This is a genomic window from Sphingomonas sp. TDK1 (genome assembly GCF_001650735.1).
GTDB lineage: Bacteria > Pseudomonadota > Alphaproteobacteria > Sphingomonadales > Sphingomonadaceae > Sphingomonas.
The window spans coordinates 119,208-139,402 of record NZ_LXVY01000001.1; the positions used below are offsets into that span (position 1 = coordinate 119,208).

General features: G+C 67.1%; 20 protein-coding genes and 1 tRNA gene. 10 read left to right on the top strand and 11 right to left on the bottom strand.

Annotated elements, in window-relative coordinates; translation table 11 throughout:
- Positions 1-20: 20 nt before the first annotated feature.
- Positions 21-389 carry a type II toxin-antitoxin system VapC family toxin gene (locus A7X12_RS00470; protein WP_064309673.1) on the bottom strand — a complete coding sequence of 123 codons (369 nt, stop codon included), beginning with the start codon at positions 387-389 and terminating at the stop codon, positions 21-23.
- Between the two features lie 55 nt (positions 390-444).
- On the opposite strand from A7X12_RS00470, the gene A7X12_RS00475 reads away from it, so the two are divergent.
- On the top strand, positions 445-1,347 hold the full coding sequence (locus tag A7X12_RS00475; RefSeq protein WP_064309674.1) for an NAD(P)/FAD-dependent oxidoreductase: 903 nt from the start codon (positions 445-447) through the stop codon (positions 1,345-1,347).
- Positions 1,348-1,470: 123 nt separating this feature from the next.
- Here A7X12_RS00475 and rimM read toward each other — a convergent pair whose 3' ends face one another.
- Genes rimM through ffh form a run of 3 tightly spaced genes read right to left on the bottom strand, consistent with a single transcriptional unit; the run spans position 1,471 to position 3,951 of the window.
- Positions 1,471-1,974: a ribosome maturation factor RimM gene (rimM, locus tag A7X12_RS00480; RefSeq protein ID WP_064309675.1), complete on the bottom strand. Its 504-nt coding sequence runs from the start codon at positions 1,972-1,974 to the stop codon at positions 1,471-1,473.
- Positions 1,975-2,034: 60 nt separating this feature from the next.
- On the bottom strand, positions 2,035-2,421 hold the full coding sequence (gene rpsP / locus A7X12_RS00485; protein WP_198161799.1) for a 30S ribosomal protein S16: 387 nt from the start codon (positions 2,419-2,421) through the stop codon (positions 2,035-2,037).
- Positions 2,422-2,469: 48 nt separating this feature from the next.
- On the bottom strand, positions 2,470-3,951 hold the full coding sequence (gene ffh / locus A7X12_RS00490; RefSeq protein WP_064309677.1) for a signal recognition particle protein: 1,482 nt from the start codon (positions 3,949-3,951) through the stop codon (positions 2,470-2,472).
- Positions 3,952-4,187: 236 nt separating this feature from the next.
- Between ffh and A7X12_RS00495 the strand changes: the two genes are divergently transcribed.
- Positions 4,188-5,786 carry a putative bifunctional diguanylate cyclase/phosphodiesterase gene (locus A7X12_RS00495; protein ID WP_064309678.1) on the top strand — a complete coding sequence of 533 codons (1,599 nt, stop codon included), beginning with the start codon at positions 4,188-4,190 and terminating at the stop codon, positions 5,784-5,786.
- On the opposite strand, the gene A7X12_RS00500 is transcribed toward A7X12_RS00495, so the two are convergent.
- Entirely contained in the window at positions 5,761-6,339 is a 579-nt protein-coding gene (locus A7X12_RS00500) for a DUF924 family protein (RefSeq protein ID WP_084444924.1), read from the bottom strand. The genes A7X12_RS00495 and A7X12_RS00500 overlap by 26 nt on opposite strands.
- On the opposite strand from A7X12_RS00500, the gene mtaB reads away from it, so the two are divergent.
- From mtaB to A7X12_RS00520, 4 genes are read left to right on the top strand one after another with little or no spacing between them, the layout of a single operon-like run.
- Positions 6,339-7,565 (top strand): tRNA (N(6)-L-threonylcarbamoyladenosine(37)-C(2))-methylthiotransferase MtaB, encoded by a 1,227-nt coding sequence (gene mtaB, locus A7X12_RS00505; RefSeq protein WP_064309680.1) that lies wholly within the window; start codon positions 6,339-6,341, stop codon positions 7,563-7,565. The two genes, A7X12_RS00500 and mtaB, sit on opposite strands and share 1 nt — an antisense overlap.
- On the top strand, positions 7,562-8,497 hold the full coding sequence (gene ftsY / locus A7X12_RS00510; protein WP_064309681.1) for a signal recognition particle-docking protein FtsY: 936 nt from the start codon (positions 7,562-7,564) through the stop codon (positions 8,495-8,497). Before mtaB ends, ftsY begins: the two co-directional genes overlap by 4 nt.
- Positions 8,490-9,113 carry a septation protein A gene (locus A7X12_RS00515; protein ID WP_269747787.1) on the top strand — a complete coding sequence of 208 codons (624 nt, stop codon included), beginning with the start codon at positions 8,490-8,492 and terminating at the stop codon, positions 9,111-9,113. The genes ftsY and A7X12_RS00515 overlap by 8 nt, the downstream gene beginning before the upstream one ends.
- 7 nt (positions 9,114-9,120) lie before the next feature.
- Positions 9,121-10,878 (top strand): chloride channel protein, encoded by a 1,758-nt coding sequence (locus A7X12_RS00520; RefSeq protein WP_064309683.1) that lies wholly within the window; start codon positions 9,121-9,123, stop codon positions 10,876-10,878.
- Between the two features lie 40 nt (positions 10,879-10,918).
- On the opposite strand, the gene A7X12_RS00525 is transcribed toward A7X12_RS00520, so the two are convergent.
- A complete protein-coding gene (locus A7X12_RS00525) occupies positions 10,919-11,542 on the bottom strand; it encodes a superoxide dismutase (protein ID WP_064309684.1) in 624 nt (207 codons plus the stop codon).
- Between the two features lie 115 nt (positions 11,543-11,657).
- The gene (locus A7X12_RS00530) at positions 11,658-13,196 is read right to left on the bottom strand and encodes an alpha-N-arabinofuranosidase (protein ID WP_064309809.1); all 1,539 of its coding nucleotides are present in this window, start codon (positions 13,194-13,196) and stop codon (positions 11,658-11,660) included.
- A gap of 370 nt (positions 13,197-13,566) precedes the next feature.
- Here A7X12_RS00530 and A7X12_RS00535 point away from each other — a divergent pair, with 370 nt between their 5' ends.
- Positions 13,567-14,928 (top strand): glycoside hydrolase family 27 protein, encoded by a 1,362-nt coding sequence (locus tag A7X12_RS00535; protein ID WP_064309685.1) that lies wholly within the window; start codon positions 13,567-13,569, stop codon positions 14,926-14,928.
- A gap of 68 nt (positions 14,929-14,996) precedes the next feature.
- Here A7X12_RS00535 and tig read toward each other — a convergent pair whose 3' ends face one another.
- Positions 14,997-16,610 carry a trigger factor gene (gene tig / locus A7X12_RS00540; protein ID WP_064309686.1) on the bottom strand — a complete coding sequence of 538 codons (1,614 nt, stop codon included), beginning with the start codon at positions 16,608-16,610 and terminating at the stop codon, positions 14,997-14,999.
- Positions 16,611-16,668: 58 nt separating this feature from the next.
- Positions 16,669-16,753 (bottom strand) — tRNA-Leu (locus A7X12_RS00545).
- A gap of 112 nt (positions 16,754-16,865) precedes the next feature.
- Here A7X12_RS00545 and A7X12_RS00550 point away from each other — a divergent pair.
- From A7X12_RS00550 to A7X12_RS00560, 3 genes are all read left to right on the top strand, one after another.
- Positions 16,866-17,048 (top strand): hypothetical protein, encoded by a 183-nt coding sequence (locus A7X12_RS00550; protein ID WP_064309687.1) that lies wholly within the window; start codon positions 16,866-16,868, stop codon positions 17,046-17,048.
- Between the two features lie 11 nt (positions 17,049-17,059).
- Positions 17,060-17,254 (top strand): hypothetical protein, encoded by a 195-nt coding sequence (locus A7X12_RS00555; RefSeq protein ID WP_232318201.1) that lies wholly within the window; start codon positions 17,060-17,062, stop codon positions 17,252-17,254.
- Between the two features lie 78 nt (positions 17,255-17,332).
- Positions 17,333-18,052, top strand: coding sequence for a Crp/Fnr family transcriptional regulator (locus A7X12_RS00560; RefSeq protein WP_064309688.1), 720 nt, complete (start codon positions 17,333-17,335; stop codon positions 18,050-18,052).
- Positions 18,053-18,058: 6 nt separating this feature from the next.
- Here the strand turns inward: A7X12_RS00560 and A7X12_RS00565 are convergent, their stop codons facing one another.
- The gene (locus tag A7X12_RS00565; RefSeq protein WP_064309689.1) at positions 18,059-18,670 is read right to left on the bottom strand and encodes a peptidylprolyl isomerase; all 612 of its coding nucleotides are present in this window, start codon (positions 18,668-18,670) and stop codon (positions 18,059-18,061) included.
- Between the two features lie 13 nt (positions 18,671-18,683).
- A complete protein-coding gene (gene gatB, locus A7X12_RS00570; protein ID WP_064309690.1) occupies positions 18,684-20,195 on the bottom strand; it encodes an Asp-tRNA(Asn)/Glu-tRNA(Gln) amidotransferase subunit GatB in 1,512 nt (503 codons plus the stop codon).

Genomic DNA, 20,195 nt, shown 5'->3' on the forward strand with positions numbered 1-20,195 from the left:
CACACCGAAGCGCAACGCGCTCAGAACCAGTCTTCGATCCGCAGACCCGGCACCGCACGGAAATCGCGACCGTTGCGGGTGACCAGCGTCGCACCCAGCGCGAGCGCATGTGCCGCGATCAGTCGATCGTGCCGGCCGCGCGCGGCGCGAGCAGCGGGGAAAGCCCGTGCCGCCATCGCATCGAAGCCCAGCACCGGAACCTGCTCGAGCAGCGCGTCCAGCGCGGCACCGTCCTGCCCCGCTCCGTCCATCAGTTCCGCGAGGCTGATTGCCGAGATCGCAATGGCGCTCGGCCCGGCCGCCGCGATCCGCCGCGCGACCGGCGCGCCGCCGCCGCGCAGCAGGCGGATGCAGACGCAGGTATCGAGCAGATAGTCGGGCACGGCCATGCGCCGCCCTACACCGGATTACGGAACCTGTCGCAAGCCCAAGCGCTGGCGGGCGATGGACGATTGCATCATCATCGGCGGCGGGCCCGCGGGGCTTACCGCGGCGATCTATCTCAGCCGCTATCACCTGAAGATCCGCCTGTTCGATTGCGGATCGAGCCGCGCCGCGCTGATCCCCTGCACGCACAACCATGCCGGTTATCCCGAAGGCATCTCGGGGATCGACCTGCTCGCGGCGATGCGGGTCCAGGCAGAGAAATACGGAACCGTGCGCGAGGCAGCGAAGGTCACCGGCCTGCATCCGATCGAGGGCGGGTTCGCGGCGCGGATCGGCGACCGTGAGATACGCGCGCGATCGGTGCTGCTGGCAACCGGCGTGATCAACCACCGCCCGCCGATGCCCGACGACCTGCACGACATGGCGCTGGCGCGGGGACAGCTACGCTACTGCCCGGTGTGCGACGGCTATGAAGTCACCGACAAGCGCGTCGCCGTGTACGGCACCGGCGAACATGGCGCGCGCGAGGCGCTGTTCGTCCGCAGCTTCACCAAGGACGTGACGCTGATCGCCCCGGATCGCCACGACTTGCCGCCGGCGCAGATCGACCAACTGGAGGCCGCAGGCGTGGCGCGCATGGAGGGTCCGGCGAGCGACTGGGCGCTGAAAGACGATCAGATCGTCCTGACCCTGCCGAGCGGGCGCCAGCGGTTCGACAGCCTCTACCCCGCGCTGGGATCTCATATCCGATCCGAGCTTGCCGTCCAGGCGGGCGCACGCGCCGACGAAAGCGGCTGCCTGGAGGTGGACGACCACCAGCACACCTCGCTCCCCGGCCTTTTTGCCGCGGGCGACGTCGCCAAGGGGCTGGACCAGATCAGCCACGCCATGGGGGAAGCGGGAGTCGCCGCCACGACCATCCGCAACATGCTGAATGCCGAGAGGCCGCTGTGGCGCTAGCCGCGCAGACGCCCGCCCGGCTGTTCCTCGGCAACAAACCGAATCCGCGGCGAAGGCAAGCAACGAAAGCGCCCCGCACCATGCAGGGATCGTCACGCCCGGCGGATCGCAGAAGAGGGTAGACTAGGCCTCGAGGAAAACGCTCGCCACGACGAGCTTTTCGCCATCCCAACTCGGCACCGCCTCGGGCCGCATCGGCACCATGAAGCGCTTGCCGTCGGGGCGTTCGATCTCGATCACGTCGCCCGCGCCGTAATCGTCGATCGCGACGACGCGGCCGATCGGCGCCCCGTCCTCGCCCAGCACGGGCAGGTCGAGCAGGTCGATATGGTAATATTCACCCTCGCCCAGCGGCGGGAGGGCGGAACGCGGCACCGTCAGTTCGGTGCCGCGCAGGGCCTCGGCGGCGTTGCGATCCGCCACTTCGGCGAAGCGCGCGATCACGCCATTGGATCCCCCGCGCACCGACTTGAGCGTCAGCGCGCCGCCGTTGAAGCTTGTATGCGCCGCCAGATCCTCGGCGAACACCTTCAGCCGCACCTCGCCGGCGATGCCGTGCGCACCGATCACGGCGGCAAGCGTCACCGGGCGATCGCCGCGGTTCGAGGAAGCGGAAGGTTCTGCCATGAGGGAGATCTGCGATGCACAAGGCATCCCTCCCGCCGATGACGGGAGGGACGTTCAGCCTCAGGCCTCGGCAGCCTCTTCGGCCGGTGCGGCAGCGGCTTCGGCAGCTGCCTTGGCCTTCTCCGCACGCTCCTCGGCGCGCTCCTTGGCCTTCTCGCCCGGAACCGCCTTGTTCGGGTTGTTGCGGGCCGCACGCTCCTTGACGCCGGCAGCGTCGAGGAAGCGGGCAACGCGGTCGGTCGGCTGCGCGCCGACGCTCAGCCAGTACTTGGCGCGCTCGCCGTCCAGCTTCACGCGCTCGGGCGAGTCCTTGGCGAGCAGCGGGTTGTAGGTGCCGATCTTCTCGATGAACTTGCCGTCGCGGGGCGCACGACCGTCGGCAACGACGATCCGGTAGTACGGGCGCTTCTTGGAGCCGCCGCGCGACAGACGCATGGAGAGAGCCATTCTACTTCACTTCCTTCTAGAGATACGATTGAAACAGGTTGAACTAAATTACTTTTTCTTCAGCAAATTCTCGAAGCCCGGCGGCAGCTTGGCACCGCCCGGCAGACCCGGCAGGCCGGCGCCCACCTTGTCCATCATCTCGCCCATCTCGGCCCCGCCCAAGGCGTTGCCGATGCCGCCCATGCCACCGCCCGGACCGCCCTTGGCGAGCATGCCCAGCATGCCCTTCAGGCCGCCCATCTTCTTCAGGCGCTTCATCGCGGTCTGCATCTCCTGATGCATCTTGATGAGCTTGTTGACGTCCTGCACGGTGAGACCGCTGCCCTTGGCGATGCGGATCTTGCGCTTGGCGTTGAGCAGCTCGGGCTTGGCGCGCTCCTTGGGCGTCATCGAACCGATGATCGCGTCCATGCGGATCAGCACCTTGTCGCCGCCGACCTGGTCGACCGCGGCCTGCGCCTTCTTCATGCCGGGGATCATCCCCGCCAGCGCGCCGATGCCGCCCATCTTGCGCATCTGGTTCAGCTGCGCGCGCAGGTCGTTCATGTCGAACTGGCCCTTGGCGAGCCGGTTCGCCATGCGCTCGGCGTCTTCCTGCTCGATCGACGCCGCGGCGCGCTCGACCAGGCTGACCACGTCGCCCATGCCGAGGATTCGGCCGGCGACGCGCTTCGGGTGGAACGGCTCGATCTGGTCGAGCTTCTCGCCCATGCCGGCGAACTTGATCGGCTGGCCGGTGACCGCGCGCATCGACAGCGCCGCACCGCCGCGCGCATCGCCGTCCATACGCGTCAGGATCACGCCGGTCAGCGGCACCTGCGCAGAGAAGTTGCTGGCGACGTTCACCGCGTCCTGGCCGGTGAGCGAATCGACGACGAGCAGGATTTCCTGGGGCTTCGAGATGTCGGCCACCGCCTTCATCTCGTCCATCAGCGCCTGGTCGACGTGGAGACGTCCGGCGGTGTCGAGCATCACCACGTCGAAGCCCTGGAGCTTCGCCGACTGGAGCGCCCGGCGCGCGATCTCGACCGGCTGCTGGCCGGTGACGATCGGCAGCGTCGCCACTTCGGTCTGCGTGCCGAGGACCGCGAGCTGCTCCTGCGCGGCCGGACGATTGACGTCCAGCGACGCCATCATCACCTTCTTGCCCTGCTTCTTCAGCAGCTTGGCAAGCTTGGCGGTGGTGGTGGTCTTGCCCGAGCCCTGCAGACCGACGAGCATGATCACCGCCGGCGGCGTGACGTCGATATGCAGCTCGGCGGTGTCGGCGCCGAGCATGTCGACCAGCGCGTCATGGACGATCTTGACGACCTGCTGGCCGGGCGTGACCGACCGCAGCACCTGCTGGCCGACGGCCTGCTCGGTTACCTTGTCGACGAACTCGCGGGCGACGGGCAGCGCGACGTCCGCTTCCAAGAGCGCCACGCGCACTTCGCGCATCGCGGTCCGGACATCGGCCTCGGCGAGCGCGCCACGTCCGCGCAGGCGCTCGAAGACGCCGCCCAGCCGATCGCTCAAACTCTCGAACATGATGCCCAGATCACTCCAAATCAGTCATTGCCCCGCCAAACGCAAAACACGCCGGCGGACGAAACCTCGTCGGCCGGCGTCACCCCTTGGGGTGGCAAATGTCTCGCGTCCACGACGGAACGGTGGGTCCCCTTAGCGAGAGTGGCAGCGGAAAGCAACCTCCTAGGGTTTAACCCGATCTACACGCCTCGCATGGGATTACACCGCTTCATTTGTATGAGGGGCGTAGTGCGTCGATGACGCGGCATCAGCAACAGGACCGGCATCCGCCCCGCAAGGATCGCACGGGATCGGTTTTCGGCGCACTCGGCATCGCCTCGCTGCTGCTGGCAGTTGCGATCGGCGTGTTGCTCACCTTCGACGGCGTTACCACCACCGTGCCGCAGACCTGGCTGATCGGCGCACAGCTGCTCAATATCGGGCTGATCCTGTCGTGCTGGCGCCGCCTTGGCGCGCGCGAGGTCCGGCACCCCACCGGCGATCGCATGCAGGGATTGTACAGCCGGGATGCGCTCACCGGATTTCTCAATCGCCACAGCCTGACGGAGGAAGGCGCCGCCATGTTCGCCCGCGCGCATCGCCGCAGCCAGGCGGTGGCGATGCTGGTGTTCGACCTCGACCGGTTCAAGGCAATCAGCGATCTGCATGGACATGCCATGGGCGATGCGCTGGTGCGCATGGTCGCCCAGGCGGTAACGGAAGCCCTGCCCCAGATGGCGCTGGCGGGGCGCCTGGGGGTCGACGAATTCGCCTGCGCCTTTCCCTTCGATCCCCGCGAGCCCGCCATCGTCGAGCGGATCGCCGAACGTATCGTCGCCCGGATCGGCCAGCCTTTCGACGTGGACGGCACGCCGCTGCACATCAGCTGCTCGCTCGGCATCGCGCGCTCCGACTTCGACTGCCCGAACATCGACGCGCTGCTGCGCACCGCCGACATCGCGATGCATCAGGCCCAGAAAGCCGGCAGAAATCGCTTCGCCTGGTTCGATCCGGCGATGGAGCGGGCGCTACAGGTACGCAGCGCGCTGGAGAGCGGCCTGCGCCTCGCCGTGCCGCGGCAGGAGATCGTGCCCTATTTCGAGCAGCAGATCGATCTGGCGAGCGGGCGACTGCACGGCTTCGAGGTGCTCGCCCGCTGGGAGCATCCCAGCCACGGCATGATCCCGCCGGACCGGTTCATTCCCGTTGCCGAAGACACTGGCCTGATCGGCGACCTCTCCCTCTCGATCATGCGCCAGGCGTTTCATGCCGCGCGCGATTGGGATCCGGGCCTCAACCTGTCGATCAACATCTCGCCCGTGCAGCTGCGCGATGCGTGGCTGGCACAGAAGATCATCAAGGTACTCACCGAAACCGGCTTCCCTGCGCACCGGCTGGAAGTGGAGATCACCGAGAGCGCGCTGTTCGACAATCTGGCGCTCGCCCAGTCGATCGTCGGCAGCCTGAAGAACCAGGGCGTCCGGCTGGCGCTGGACGATTTCGGCACCGGCTATTCGTCGCTGGCGCATCTGCGCGCCCTGCCCTTCGATCGCATCAAGATCGACAAGAGTTTCATCCTCTCGCTCAACGAGAGCGCCGACTCCGCCGCGATCGTCAACACCATCCTGCGGCTGGGCGAGAGCCTGAACCTGCCGATTACCGCCGAGGGCGTGGAAGACGCCGCGATCGAGGAGCGGCTGCGCGCGATCGGCTGCGCCAAGGCGCAGGGCTGGCTCTACGGCAAACCGCTGTCGATCGCCGGCGCCCGGCGCCTGCTCGCCGAGCGACGGCTGATCCTGCAGCCCGGCCCGCGCCTGGAAGGCGGCGACGCTACCAGCCAGCTCCAGGCCGGCTGAGATAGTCCAGCTCGTCCGGGGTCGAGATCCTGCCCAGCGCCTCGTTCCGCGCCGGGAACCGGCCGAAGCGGCGGATCGCCTCTTCATGATCCCGCGCATAGGCGAGCCATTCATACTCCCCCAGCGCGGTGAACAGGCGGAGGCTCTGTACCTGCAGGGCAGGATCCTCGGCATGTTCGAACGGCAGATACAGGAACAGGCGTTGCTCCTTCGACATCCTCTGATCCCACCCCCGCGCCACCGCCGCCTGCGCAAGCCGCTGCGCCAGGGCATCGCCGGCAAAGGCCTCCGCCTTGCCGCGATGGATGTTGCGGGAGAATTGATCGAGCAGGATCACCGCGGCGAGCAGCGTATCCGGATCATCGTCCCACCCCGCCGCACCGCATGCCAGCACGGAGTCACGCAGTTCGCCGAACAAGTCGGCAATCTCCCGGTCGAGCCCGTCGGACTTCAGAAACCACTGTTCAGGCAGAAGCGCATCGAACCAGAACGCCAGCACTTGCCGGGCCTGGTGTTGGACTTCTGCGGTCGGCGTCCTTAGATCGCTCGCCAATGTCCCTCTCCTCGCCCCTTATCCTTAACATGGGTTGCCGGCTGAACCTAGCCGAAGGCGAGTCGATCCGTGCGCTGCTAACCGGGCGGGACGCGATCGTGGTGAACAGCTGCGCCGTGACCAACGAAGCGGTGAAGCAGACGCGGCAGGCGATCCGCCGCGCGCGCCGCGAGCGGCCGGATGCGGAGCTGGTCGTCACCGGCTGCGCGGCGCAGATTGATCCGCAAGCCTTCGCGGCGATGCCCGAGGTGGACCGCGTGATCGGCAATGCCGAGAAGCTGCTGCCGGAGGCGTGGGCATCCGAGGCGAAGGTGCAGGTGCAGGACATCCTCGCGGTGCGCGAGACCGCGCCGCACCTCGCCGCCAGTTTCTCCACCCACGCCCGCGCGTTCGTCGAGGTCCAGAATGGCTGCGACCATCGCTGCACCTTCTGCGCCATCCCCTTCGGCCGGGGGAACAGCCGCTCGGTGCCCGCGGGCGCGGTGATCGACCGGATCGCGATGCTCGCCGAGGCGCATGGCGAGGTGGTGCTGACCGGCGTCGACCTCACCAGCTACGGCCATGATCTGCCCGGCGCTCCGACGCTGGGGTCGCTCGTGGAGCGCATCCTGAAGCACGTACCCAGGCTTCAGCGACTTCGGCTGTCCTCGCTGGATGGGATCGAAGTCGACGATCGGCTGTTCGCGCTCCTGACCCAGGAGCCGCGCCTCATGCCGCACGTTCATCTGTCGCTCCAGGCGGGCGACGACCTGATCCTCAAGCGGATGAAGCGCCGCCACAGCCGCGCGCAATCGGTGGCACTCGCCGAACGCCTGCGCGCCGCACGGCCGGAAATCGCGATCGGCGCCGATCTGATCGCCGGCTTTCCGACCGAAGACGAGACGATGTTCGCCAACACGCTTGCCCTGATCGCCGATTGCGGCGTGGTGCATGCACACATCTTCCCCTATAGCCCGCGCGCCGGCACGCCCGCCGCGCGCATGCCGCAGGTGGCCCCCGCCACGATCCGCGACCGCGCCGCCCGGCTGCGCGCAGCGGCGGCCGAGCAGCGGGCGAACTGGCTAGAGACGTTGGTCGGCAGCCGCCAGCAGGTGCTGATCGAGCGCCCGGGCGACCGCGGCCATGCAGAGAATTTCGCCGAGGTGCGGCTGACCGCGCCTCGGCAGACTGGAGAAACGGTGAACGTGACGATTGCACGCGTCGAAGACGGAAAGCTGGTCGCATGAGCGGACCCGGCTGGCATGAAAAGCTGCTCGGCGGCTTTCGCAAGACGTCGGACCGGCTGCTCGGCAACCTCGCCGGCCTGTCGCTCGCCCGGCTGGACGAGGCGACGCTGGACGAGATCGAGGAGGCGCTGATCGCCTCGGACCTCGGCCCCGCCACCGCCGCCAAGGTGCGCGCGCGGCTCGCCGAGGGGCAGTTCGAGCGCAACCTGGAGGAACTCGGCATCCGCGTGATCGTCGCCGAGGAAGTCGCCAAGGTGCTGGAGCCGGTCGCCAAGCCGCTGGAGATCGAGGCGTTCCCGCGCCCGCAGGTGATCCTGGTCATCGGCGTCAACGGATCGGGCAAGACGACCACGATCGCCAAGCTGGCGAACCAGCTGCTGGAGCAGGACTACAGCGTGATGCTGGCGGCGGGCGACACCTTCCGCGCCGCCGCGATCGGCCAGCTGAAGACCTGGGCCGAGCGCATCGGCGTGCCGATCATCTCGGGCGCCGAGGGCGGCGACGCGGCCGGCATCGTGTTCGAAGCGGTGAAGCGCGCGACCGAAATCGGCACCGACGTGCTGATCGTCGACACCGCCGGCCGCCTGCAGAACAAGCGCGAGCTGATGGACGAGTTGGCCAAGGTCCGCCGCGTGCTCGGCCGCCTCAATCCGGCCGCGCCGCACGACGTGGTGCTGGTGCTCGATGCGACCACCGGCCAGAATGCGCTCAACCAGATTGAGGTGTTCAAGGAAGTGGCGGGTGTGACCGGCCTGGTCATGACCAAGCTCGACGGCACCGCGCGCGGCGGCGTGCTGGTCGCGGCGGCCGAGAAATACGGCCTGCCGATCCACGCGATCGGCGTCGGCGAGAAGGTCGACGACCTGCGCGGCTTCGACGCGAACGAAGTCGCCCGCATCATCGCCGGCGTGGAGGACGTTACCCATGGCTGATGCCGCCACGCCCCCAAAGGCATCCGCCGGCCTGCGCATGGCGCTCGATTACGGGCCGCTGATCGTGTTCTTCGCGGTCAACAGCCTCGCCCCCGGCATCCAGCTCCAGCGCATTCTCACCGCGACCCTGGCCTTCATGATCGCGATGGCGGTGGCGATCGCGGTCTCGTGGTGGAAGACCCGCCATGTCTCCCCGATGCTGTGGATCACCGGCGTGCTGGTGCTCGTGTTCGGCGGGCTGACCCTCTATTATCACGACCAGACCTTCATCCAGGTCAAGCCGACCATCGTCTACGCGATGTTCGCGGTGATCCTCGGCTATGGCCTCATCACCAACAAGCCGCTGCTCCAGACCATGCTCGAATCCGCCTATCCGGGCCTGAGCGCCAAGGGCTGGCGGCTGCTGACGATCAACTGGACCGTGTTCTTCGTCGCGATGGCAGTGCTCAACGAAGTCATGCGCCACATGCTCGACTGGGATCGCTGGGTGACGTTCAAGACCTGGGTGGTGATCCCGCTGACTTTGGTGTTCGCCATCGCCAACATCCCGATGCTGCTCCGCCACGGCCTGCAGCTCGAAAAACCCGAGGACGCACCGCTCCCCCCGGAGGGCTGATCCCAGGATGCGCCCGCTGCGCCACCCGGCAACATTCCGTGCGGTGCGCGCGGCGAACAGTCTGCGCCGGCAGATCCGGTCGAACACGCTGCTGTTCCTGCTGCTGGCGATGGGCGTGGGCGCAGCCGCGGGCCTTGCAGCGATCGCGATCGGGCAGACCGCGCGCGGCATGCAGCGTCTCCTGTTCGGTCTGGCGATCGGCGAGCATCTCAGCGCCGCGAGCCATATCGCGCCGCTGCGGCTGTTGGCGCTGCCGGTCGGCGGGGCGCTCCTGGGCTGCACGCTATGGCTGCTCCGCCGCCGCAAAACGGTCGACGTGGTCGAGGCGAATGCGCTGCATGGTGGACGCATCCCGGCGCGCGACACTGCGACCGTGGTGGGCCAGACCCTCCTTTCCAACGGCTTCGGCGCCTCGGTGGGACTGGAAGCAGCCTATGCGCAGGCCGGAGGCGGCCTCGCCTCGCTGCTCGGCCAGCGCCTGAAACTACGCCGTGCCGACCTGCGCACGCTGATGGCCGCCGGAGCCGGCGCGGGCCTCGGTGCCGCGTTCGGGGCACCGCTCACCGGTGCCTTCTATGCTTTCGAAATCGTGCTCGGCGCCTACACGCCCGCCATCGTCGCCCCGGTGGTGGTCGCGTCGCTGACCGCCGCGACCATCGCCCGCGCGCTCGGCATCCACCCCTATGTGATCAGCGCGGGCGGCGCCCATCCCATTGGTACCGCGGATTACCTCCTCTATGCGCTGCTCGGCGTGCTCTGCGCCGGCTTCGGCATCGCGCTGATGCGGCTGGTCTCGCTGGTGGAGGCAGGCGTACGGCGCAGCCCGATCACTACCGCCTGGGCGCCGCTGGTCGGCGGCGTGCTGATGATGCCGCTCGCCCTGCTCTCCCCGCAGGTCCTGTCGAGCGGCCACGGCGCGCTGGACATCAACCTGGCTGCACAGGCGACGATCGCCTCGCTGGGGCTGGTGATCCTGCTCAAACTGCTGGGCTCCGCCGTGTCGCTCGGATTCGGCTTTCGCGGCGGCCTGTTCTTCGCGTCGCTGTTCCTCGGCGCGCTGGTCGGCCGCTTCTACCAGCTGGCGCTCGCGGACGTGCCGGGCCTGCACGCCCTCACCCCCGATGATGCGGCGGTGGTCGGCATGGCGGCGCTCGCGGTGGCGGTGGTCGGCGGGCCGATGACGATGTCGCTGCTGGTGCTGGAGATCACCCATGATTTCAGCATCACCGGCGTGACCATCGCCGCGACGCTGATCGCCAGCACGATCGTACGCGAAGCGTTCGGCTACAGCTTCTCCACCTGGCGCCTCCACCTGCGCGGCGAAACGCTGCGCAGCGGCCGGGATGTGGGCTGGGTCCGTGCGCTAACGGCCATGCGGATGATGCGGCGCGACGTGTCGACCATCGCCGCCGATACGGATATCGCGACCTTTCGCGCGCGCTTCCCGCTGGGCTCGACCAAGCGCGTCGTGCTGCTGGACGCCAAGGGCCATTACGCCGGCATCGCCGAAACCGCGGCGGTGTGGAGCCCGTCCGCCGATCAGGCGGGCCGCGTCGGCAGCATGGCGAAGTTCGTGGATAGCGCCCTGTCGCCGGACATGACGATCGCGGAAGTGCTGGAAGCCTTCGACGCGAGCGTGGCGGACGATCTGGCGGTGCTGTCGAGCGACGGGCAGGTGCTGGGTCTCATCACCGAGAGCCATGCGCGCCGCCGCTATGCCGAGGAGCTGGAGAAGGCCCAGCGCGATCTATACGGGGAAAACTGATCCCCCCACCCGGCAACCGGGCGGGGGGATCGAAAGAGCTTCAGCCCTGCTGGTCGGCGCGGGCAGCGCCCTCGCCGTCGAGGTTCTGGGCAACGAAGTCCCAGTTCACCAGCTTGGTCAGGATGGTGTCGACGAACGACGGGCGCGCGTTGCGATAGTCGATGTAATAGGCGTGTTCCCACACGTCGATCGTGAACAGCGGCTTCACGCCGTGCGCGACCGGCGAGTCGCCGTCATGGAACGAGGTGACCTTCAGCGTGTCGCCGTCGAGCACCAGCCAGCCCCAGCCGCTGGCGAAGTGGCCGACCGATTCCGCCTTCAGCTTCTCGAGCAGCGCCTCGTGGCTGCCGAAGTCGCGGGCGATCATCTCGGCCAGCTTGCCGGTGGGCGCCACATAGTCCGGCGTCAGGCACTGCCAGAAGAAGCTGTGGTTCCAGATCTGCGAGCTGTTGTTGAACAGGCCCTTGTTGCCCTTGTCCTTGGCATAGGCGATCACGTCGGTGAGCTTCGCGCCGGCCAGCTCGGGAATGTCGGCAACCAGCTTGTTGCAGTTGTCGACATAGGCCTTGTGATGCTTGCCATGGTGGAAGTCGAAGGTCTCGGCCGACATGTGCGGCGCGAGCGCGTCCTTGGCGTACGGCAGTTCGGGAAGTTCGAAGGCCATGTCATGCTCCTCTGGCATTGGTAAGCTTGTTCGCTCGCCTAACGCACGGGACGGCATCGCGCCGCAACATTTTTTGTTTCGCCCCTGATCGACCGGGCCGATCAGGGGCGACGCTTCATCGGATGTCGAGCATCACGATCGCCTTGGCCGGCACCTGCACGGTCAGCGTGCCGCCGGAGAGGCTGGCACCGGTGAACGGCATGGGCTGGATCGCGTTCGGCGCGGCGAAGTCGTTATGCGCGTCCATCCGCTCGCCGGTGAGGATGCGGCCGGCCACCTGGGCGCCGGTCACGCCGTCCAGCTTCACGCTGACGCTGGCAGGCCGATTCGGATCGACATTGACCAGGCCGACATGCACCACGCCATCGGTGCCGCGGACCGCGCTGGCGCTGACCGCGCGCATCGTCCACTGGTCCTTGTTGTACCAGCGCGACTGCACGTCCACCGGCAGTACGGTGCCGTCCTGATAGTCCTTGTACAGATCGAATGCCCAGTAGGTCGGCGTCTTCACCATCTTCGCGCCGTCGGTGAGGAGCATCGCCTGCAGCACGTTGACCATCTGCGCGATGTTGGCGCCGCGCACACGATCGGCATGGCGGGCGAAGATGTTGAAGTTGAGCGCGGCGACCATCGCGTCGCGCAGGCTGTTCTGCTGGTAGAGAAAGCCCGGATTGGTGCCCGGCTCGACATCGTACCAGGTACCCCATTCGTCGACGAGCAGCGCGACCCGCTTCTTCGGGTCGTACTTGTCCATGATCTTGCCGTGCTCGGTGAGCAGCTCCTCCATCTTCAGCGTCTTAGAGAGCGTCCGCGCCCAGCTTTCCTCGTCGAACCCGGTTGCCGCCCCCTTCTTCTCCCACGGTCCGGGCACGGTATAGTAATGCACGCCGATACCGTCGATCTTGTCGCCGGCCTTGCGCATCATCACGTCGGTCCAGGTATAGTCGGCCCCATTGGCGCCGCTGGCGATCTTCATCAGCTTCTGGCCTTCGGGCACCTTGAGGAAGGTGGCGTAGCGGCGGGTGACGTCCGCGGCATAGTCCGGCAGCATGTCGCCGCCACAGCCCCACAGCTCGTTGCCGATGCCGAACATCGGCAGCTTCCACGGCTTGTCGCGGCCATTGGCGCGGCGCTGGTTGGCGATGGTCGATTTGGTCGGCGAGGTCATGTACTCGACCCACTCGGCCATTTCGCTGGGCGCGGCGGAGCCGACATTGCCGGAGACATAGGCTTCGGCACCCACCACTTCGGTAAAGTCCATGAACTCGTTGGTGCCAACGGCATTGTCCTCGGTGACGCCACCCCAGTTGGTGTTGACCTTCACCAGGCGCTTGGCCTTGGGGCCGATGCCTTCCCGCCAGTGATACTCGTCGGCGAAGCAGCCGCCCGGCCAGCGGATCACCGGCACGCGGATTTCCTTCAGCGCGTCGATCACATCGCGACGGAAGCCCTTCACGTTCGGGATCTTGCTGTCGGTGCCGACCCAGAGTCCGCCATAGATGCCGGTGCCGAGATGCTCGGCGAACTGGCCGAACAGGCGGCGGTCGAACTTGGCGCCCGGCTGGTCGCCGTGCACAGTGACGGCATCGCTGCCGCTCTGCGCCATGGCCGGCAGGGCCGCGATAAGCGCGATCGCGCTGATGAAGCTTCGCATCATGGAGTCTCCGTTGCGCGACCGGCGCGCCTTGGCTGGGGTGATCGCTTGGCGCCCGCGTGCGGCGCGGCAGGAAATCGGGGCTGAACGGATCGCGCGGCCGGCTTTGGCGCCGACGGCATATCCAATGCTGTAGCCGGCCATCGCCGTGCGCATCCCCTCGCTCCCCCAACGCCCGCAGGCATTCTTATTGTCCGACATGATACGGGGCCGCCATGCGGAGGCAAGCACCTTCCCCTCGGGGTCTGTAATTTTTCTTTGCTGCGAGCCCGCACCTTGCAAACCGACCTTTCCAGACGGCCGGCGACACCCGCGCCGTTGACGCCCCGCGCGCACGCTTATAGCCAGACAAAAACATCAGGAGATATGGATGTCGAGCGGGACGCTTCGTACAGACGGTATCGGCCGGCGCGGCCTTTTGCAGGGCGCGGCGGCGCTGGGTGCGCTGGCAGCGGCTCCCCCTGCCGGAGCAGCGGCGAAGGCGCCGCAGCTCGCCCCGACGCCGCCGATGGGCTGGAACAGCTGGAACAGCTTCGCCACGACGATCACCGAAGCGCAGGCGCTGGAGACTGCCGCCATCCAGGCACGCGAGCTGCTGCCGTTCGGCTACACCATCTTCACCATCGACATCCAGTGGTACGAGCCCGAGGCCAGCAGCTACACCTACAACGCCAAGCCGATGCCGACGCTGGACGCATTCGGCCGATTGCTGCCCGCCCCGAATCGCTTTCCCTCCGCCGCGGGTGGTGGTGGCTTCACCGCCATCGCGAAGCAGGTCCATGCGCTGGGACTGCGCTTCGGCGTGCATCTGATGCGCGGCATCCCGCGGCTGGCGGTGGAGCGCAACCTGCCGGTGCTGGGTGCGAACGGCATCCGTGCCCGCGACATCGCCGACACCGGCAGCACCTGCCCGTGGAACCCGGACATGTTCGGCGTCGACATGCGCAAGCCCGGCGCCCAAGCCTATTATGACAGCGTCTTCGCGCTGTTTGCCGACTGGGGCGTGGATTTCGTCAAGATGGACGACATGAGCCGGCCCTATGACGCGCACGCACCGGAGATCGAGGCGGCGGCACGGGCGATCCGGGCAAGCGGGCGGCCGATGCTGCTCAGCCTCTCGCCGGGCGAGACGCCGGTGCCACGGGCCGAGCATGTCGCACGCCATGCGCAGATGTGGCGCATCTCCGACGATTTCTGGGATGAGTGGACGCTGCTCGACGCACAGTTCACGCGACTGGAGAATTGGAGCGCCTATGCGCGTCCCGGCGCGTGGCCGGATGCCGACATGCTGCCGCTCGGCCGCCTCGCGCTGGGGCAGCGCGATACCAAGTTCACGCCGGACGAGCAGCGCACGCTGATGACCCTCTGGTCGATCGCGCGGTCACCGCTCATCATGGGTGGGGATCTGCGCCACCTCGACGCGCCGACCCGCGCGCTGCTGACCAATCGGGAGGTGCTGGCGGTAAACCAGGCGAGCAGCGAGAATCGCCCCTGGTTCGTCGCCGATCATCGACGCGTCTGGACCGCCCGCGCGCCGCAGGGCGGGCATTATGTCGCGCTGTTCAATACCGGGGACAAGGATGGCGAAGCCACCTTCGACCTGCGGCTGCTCGGCCGCACCGGCGCAACGCATGTCAGGAATTTGTGGGAGGGTCGGGACGAGGGGCCCTGCGCCGTACGCATGGTCCGAACGCTGCCGTCGCACGGCGCAGGGCTGTATCACATCGCCTAGGGCCCGCCGGGTCCCGGCTCGACCCTACAGAAAAAGGGCCGGAACTTGCGTTCCGGCCCTTCCTCAAATCACTCGGCGTCGGCCTTCTTCTTGGCCGCTGCCTTTTTCGGCTTCGGCGCGGCTTCCTCGCCCTCGCCTTCCGCCTTGGCCGCCTTCTTGGCAGCCGGCTTCTTCACCGGCTCGGCATCGCCTTCGGCGGCCGGCTCGGCGTCTTCCGCCTTGGCCTTCTTGGCAGCCGGCTTCTTGGCGGGCTTTTCTTCACCGGCCTCGTCCGAAGCATCGGCCTTCTTGGCGGCCTTCTTCTTCGGCTTGTGGTTGTCGTGATCGTGGACGTGGGTGCCCGACGAGAAGCCGTCTTCGCTCTCGATTGCGGCTTCCAGCTCTTCCTTGGTCACTTCGCGATCGGTGATCTCGGCCTTGTCGAACAGGAAGTCGACAACCTTGTCCTCGAACAGCGGCGCGCGCAGCTGGGCAGCCGCCATCGGCTCCTGCTGGACATACTGGATGAAGCGCTGGCGATCCTGCGGGCCGTACTGCTGCGCGGCCTGCGCGATCAGGCGGTTCATTTCCTGCGCGGTCACTTCGACGCCGTTGGCGGTGCCGATTTCGCTGAGCAGCAGGCCCAGGCGCACGCGACGCTCGGCGATGGCACGATATTCGTCGCGCTCGCCTTCCAGCTCGGCGAGGGCCGCGGCCGGATCTTCCTCATGCTCGGTCTCATGAACGAGCTGGTGCCAGATCTGGTCGAACTCGGCTTCCACCATCGACGGCGGGACCGGGAAGTCGTGGCCGGCGGCGAGCTGGTCGAGCAGCTTGCGCTTCATGTGCGTGCGGGTCAGGCCGTTGAGCTGCTGCTCGATCTGGCCCTTCAGCAGGCCGGTAAGCTGCTCCAGATCCTGGAGGCCGAACGCCTTCGCCATGGCGTCGTCGATCACGGTCTCGCCGGCGGTCTGCACCGCGGTGATCTTGACGTCGAAGGTCGCGGCCTTGCCGGCGAGATCCTTGGCGCCGTAATCGTCCGGGAAGGTCACGTTGAGCTGCTTCTCGTCGCCGACCTTCACGCCTTCGAGCTGCTCCTCGAAGCCCGGGATCAGGCGGCCCGAGCCGAGCTCGACGGCCATGCCTTCGCCGGTGCCGCCGTCGAAGGCGACGCCGTCGACCTTGCCGGCAAAGTCCATGACGACCTGGTCACCCGTGGTCGCGGCATGGCCCTCGGCGGCATCGTCCCAGCGCTTCTGCTGGTCGGCGAGCTGCTTCAGCTGCTCCTGCACTTCCGAATCCTGCACCGGCACCGTCAGGCGCTCGAGCTTCAGGCCTTCGATCGACGGAGTCGGGACGTCCGGGAGCACTTCCAGCTCGACCTTCACTTCCGCGTCGCCGCCGGGCGCATACTCGCCCTCGAGGCTGACCGACGGCTGCATCGCAGGGCGCAGCTTGTGGTCGGCGATCAGCTGCTGGATGCCTTCCTGGATCGAGCTGTTGAGCGCGTCCTGCATCAGCGCTTCGCCGTGCATCTTGCGAACCAGGTTGGTCGGCACCTTACCGGGGCGGAAGCCGGGCATGCGAATCTGCGGCGCGACCCGCTTGACCTCGGCATCGACCTTCGAATCGATGTCCTGGGCGGTGATCTTCAGCGTGAAGGCGCGCTTCAGGCCCTCGTTCAACGTCTCGACAGTCTGCATTCTCAGGCCTTCTAAAAGAATCGGAATTGCGGTGTACCACACATCAGCCGCGAAGGACTGGTGCGGGCGAAGGGAGTCGAACCCCCACATCTTTCGATACTGGAACCTAAATCCAGCGCGTCTACCAGTTCCGCCACGCCCGCAGGGGACACCGCCGGTCGGCGGGCTCTATAGCAGTCATGGGGTTCGGGGCAAGTACGAAGCAACGATTGGGTGTCGCAAGGCGTTGGGGCTGAAACGAACAGGAGATGTGCCATGCCGGTAGAGCCCCCCATCCAGCCGACCACGCCCCCGCCCGAAGCCCCGGCGCCGGATCCCGGCCAGCCGGGCGGTCCACCGCCGGAGATCAATCCGCCGGGCCCCGACGTCGACGTGCCGGCCCCCGAGACTACCCCGAGCATCGATCCGGGCATTACCCCCGGCCAGCCGGTCGCGTAAACGGAAAGGACATGACCATGCCAGACATCACCAACGATCGCGACGATCCGCGCCCCGATATCCAGCAGGCCGTGGAAGCCCGGTCCGACGCCGCCGATGCTGCCGCCAAGGAAGGCATGCCGCTCACCAAGGCGGTGCCGCTCGGCGCTGGCGGCGAGAACGGCGCCGACGGGGTCGTGAAGAATCAGGACCTGAACCAGCAATAGCCCCCTGCCCTAACCTGCGATGGCAGCGGCCCACCGACATGGCAGGGCCACTGTCACCGGTCGGAGAATATCGTCGCGATGATCGAACGTCACCTGCGCAAGCTCCGGCTCCGCGACACGATCGACGCCGCCGAAGAGGCTGCGTTGCGGGGTACCATCGTCGACACCGTGGTACATCCGGCGGGCCGCACCATCGTGCGTGCCGGCGAGGAGCTGAACTATTCCACCCTGCTGCTCGACGGACTGATCGGGCGGTACAAGGATCTCAAGAACGGGCAGCGGCAGATCACCCATGTGCATGTCGCCGGAGATTTTGCCGACCTCCATGGCTTCACGCTCAAGCGCCTTGATCATGCCCTGCTCGCGCTGACGCCCTGCACGATCGCGCGGGCATCCCACACGCGGCTGCGCGAGATAACCGAGACGCTGCCGCACCTGACGCGGATGATGTGGTACTCCACCAATGTCGACGCGGCGATTCACCGGGAATGGGAGGTATCGCTTGGCCGCCGTTCGGCGATCCAGCGGGCGGCCCATCTGTTCTGCGAACTCCATGTTCGCCTGGGCATCGTCGGGCTGTCGGACGAGAATGGATATGGGCTTGCCATCAGCCAGGCCGAGCTGGCCGAGTGCCTGGGCCTGACACCCGTCCACGTGAATCGCGTGCTGCGAGAGCTTCGCGAGCGCCACCTCGTCGAATTCCGCAACGGGCGTGTCTCGTTCGAGGATCTGCCGGCGCTGCGGCGACTCGCCGAATTCGACCCGGGCTATCTTTACCTGACGCCGCAGCCGCTCTGAGGCGGATCAGCCGGCGACCCGGCGCGCCGAGACGATCTTGACCGGCGCCTCGGGCACTTCGCCCTTGAAGCTTCCCATGATCGTCTTGGTCGGCGACGTGGGCGCGTCGAAGATCTTCAGCAGCACATCGCGCCCCTCGATCACGCGCCCAAAGGCCGCGTAGCCGAGATTGTCGCCGGGCTTGCTCGGGTCTGCGTCGAAGGACGGCTGGTCGCCGACCATGATCGTGAACTCCCCCCGCGCGCTGCCCGGCGCCAGGCGCGGCAGGGACAGCGTGCCGTCGAGATGCTTGATACCCGTCTCGGTCGTAGGCTCATGCTTGATCGGCGGGTACATCTTTGCGGCAGCGTTCTGGATGCCGAACTGGACGAAGCCGAAATTCTCCGCCGGCTTCACGGTGCGGTAGAACACCACGCCGTCCAGCCGCTTCGCATCGACATAGCGCAGGAAGTTTCGAGCGGAGACCGGCGCCTTGTCGAGATACACCTCGACCACCATCCGGCCTGCGCTCGTCTCGATCGCGACCTTGGGATTGGTAGCCGGGGACACCGGCGGGGTCTGCGCCGAAGCCGCGAGCGGAAACAGGCACAGGGCCAGGACGACCAGTCGACGCAACATCCCCTCGCCTCCCTTAGCTCAGCGCCTTCTTCAGCAGCTCGTTGACGACCGCCGGATTTGCCTTGCCGGCCATCGCCTTCATCGTCTGGCCCACGAAGAAGCCGAACAGGGCCTCCTTGCCGCCGCGATACTGTTCCAGCTGGTTCGGGTTCTTGGCCAGGATCTCGGCGATCACCGCCTCGATCGCGCCAGTGTCGCTGGTCTGCTTCATCCCGCGCTCTTCGACGATCTTGCCCGGCGCATCGCCGGTCTCCAGCATGATCTCGAACACCTGCTTGCCGAGCGTGTTCGAAATCGTCCCGTCGGCGACCAGCGCGAGCAGCTCGGCGCCCTGTTCGGGGCTGACCGGGCTCTCCTCGATGCCCTTGCCGAGGCGATTGAGCGCGCCGTACAGGTCCGAGAGCAGCCAGTTGGCCGCGGCGCGCGCGACTTCCTGCTCGCCCTTCTTCTGGATCCGTGCGCTCTCGGCGAGCAGCGCCTCGAACCAGCGCGCCGTTTCCGCCTCGGCGGTCAGCACCGCGGCGTTGTACGCGGAGAGACCCAGCGACTCCTCATAGCGGCGACGCTTGGCGTCGGGCAGCTCGGGCAGGCTGGCGCGGCATTCCTCCAGGAAGGCATCGTCCAGCTCCAGCGGCAGCAGGTCGGGATCGGGGAAGTAGCGGTAATCCTGCGCGTCTTCCTTGGAGCGCATCGACCGGGTTTCGCCCTTGTCCGGATCGAACAGGCGCGTTTCCTGGACGACGCGGCCGCCGCTCTCCAGCACCTCCACCTGACGACGCGCCTCATATTCGATCGCCTGCATCACGAAGCGGACCGAATTGACGTTCTTGGTCTCGGTGCGCGTGCCGAGCGCGTCGCCGGGCTTGCGGACCGAGACGTTCACGTCGGCACGCATCGAGCCCTGGTCCATGTTGCCGTCGCAGCTGCCGACATAGCGCAGGATCGAGCGGAGCTTGGAAAGATACGCGCCAGCCTCCGCGGGCGAGGCCATGTCCGGCTTGGAGACGATCTCCATCAGCGCCACGCCGGCGCGGTTGAGGTCGACATAGGATCGGGTCGGATGCTGGTCGTGCATCAGCTTGCCGGCATCCTGCTCGACATGAATGCGCTCGACGCCGATCGCCTTCACCTCGGCTTCGGGATCCTTCTCGTCCAGACTGATCGTGATCTGCCCCTCGCCCACCAGCGGGTGGAAGAGCTGGCTGATCTGGTAGCCCTGGGGATTGTCCGCGTAGAAATAGTTCTTGCGATCGAAGCGCGACCATTTGTTGATCACCGCGCCGATCGCCATGCCGCTGCGCACCGCCTGGCGGATGCACTCGCCGTTGAGCACCGGCAGCATGCCCGGCATCGCGGCGTCGACCAGGCTGACTTGGCTGTTCGGCTCGGCCCCGAACGCCGTTGCCGCGCCGGAGAACAGCTTGGCCTGCGACGTGATCTGGGCATGGACTTCGAGGCCGATCACGACCTCCCATTCGCCGGTGTCGCCCTGGATTCGGTAGCTCGATGCAGTCTTGGTCGCCAT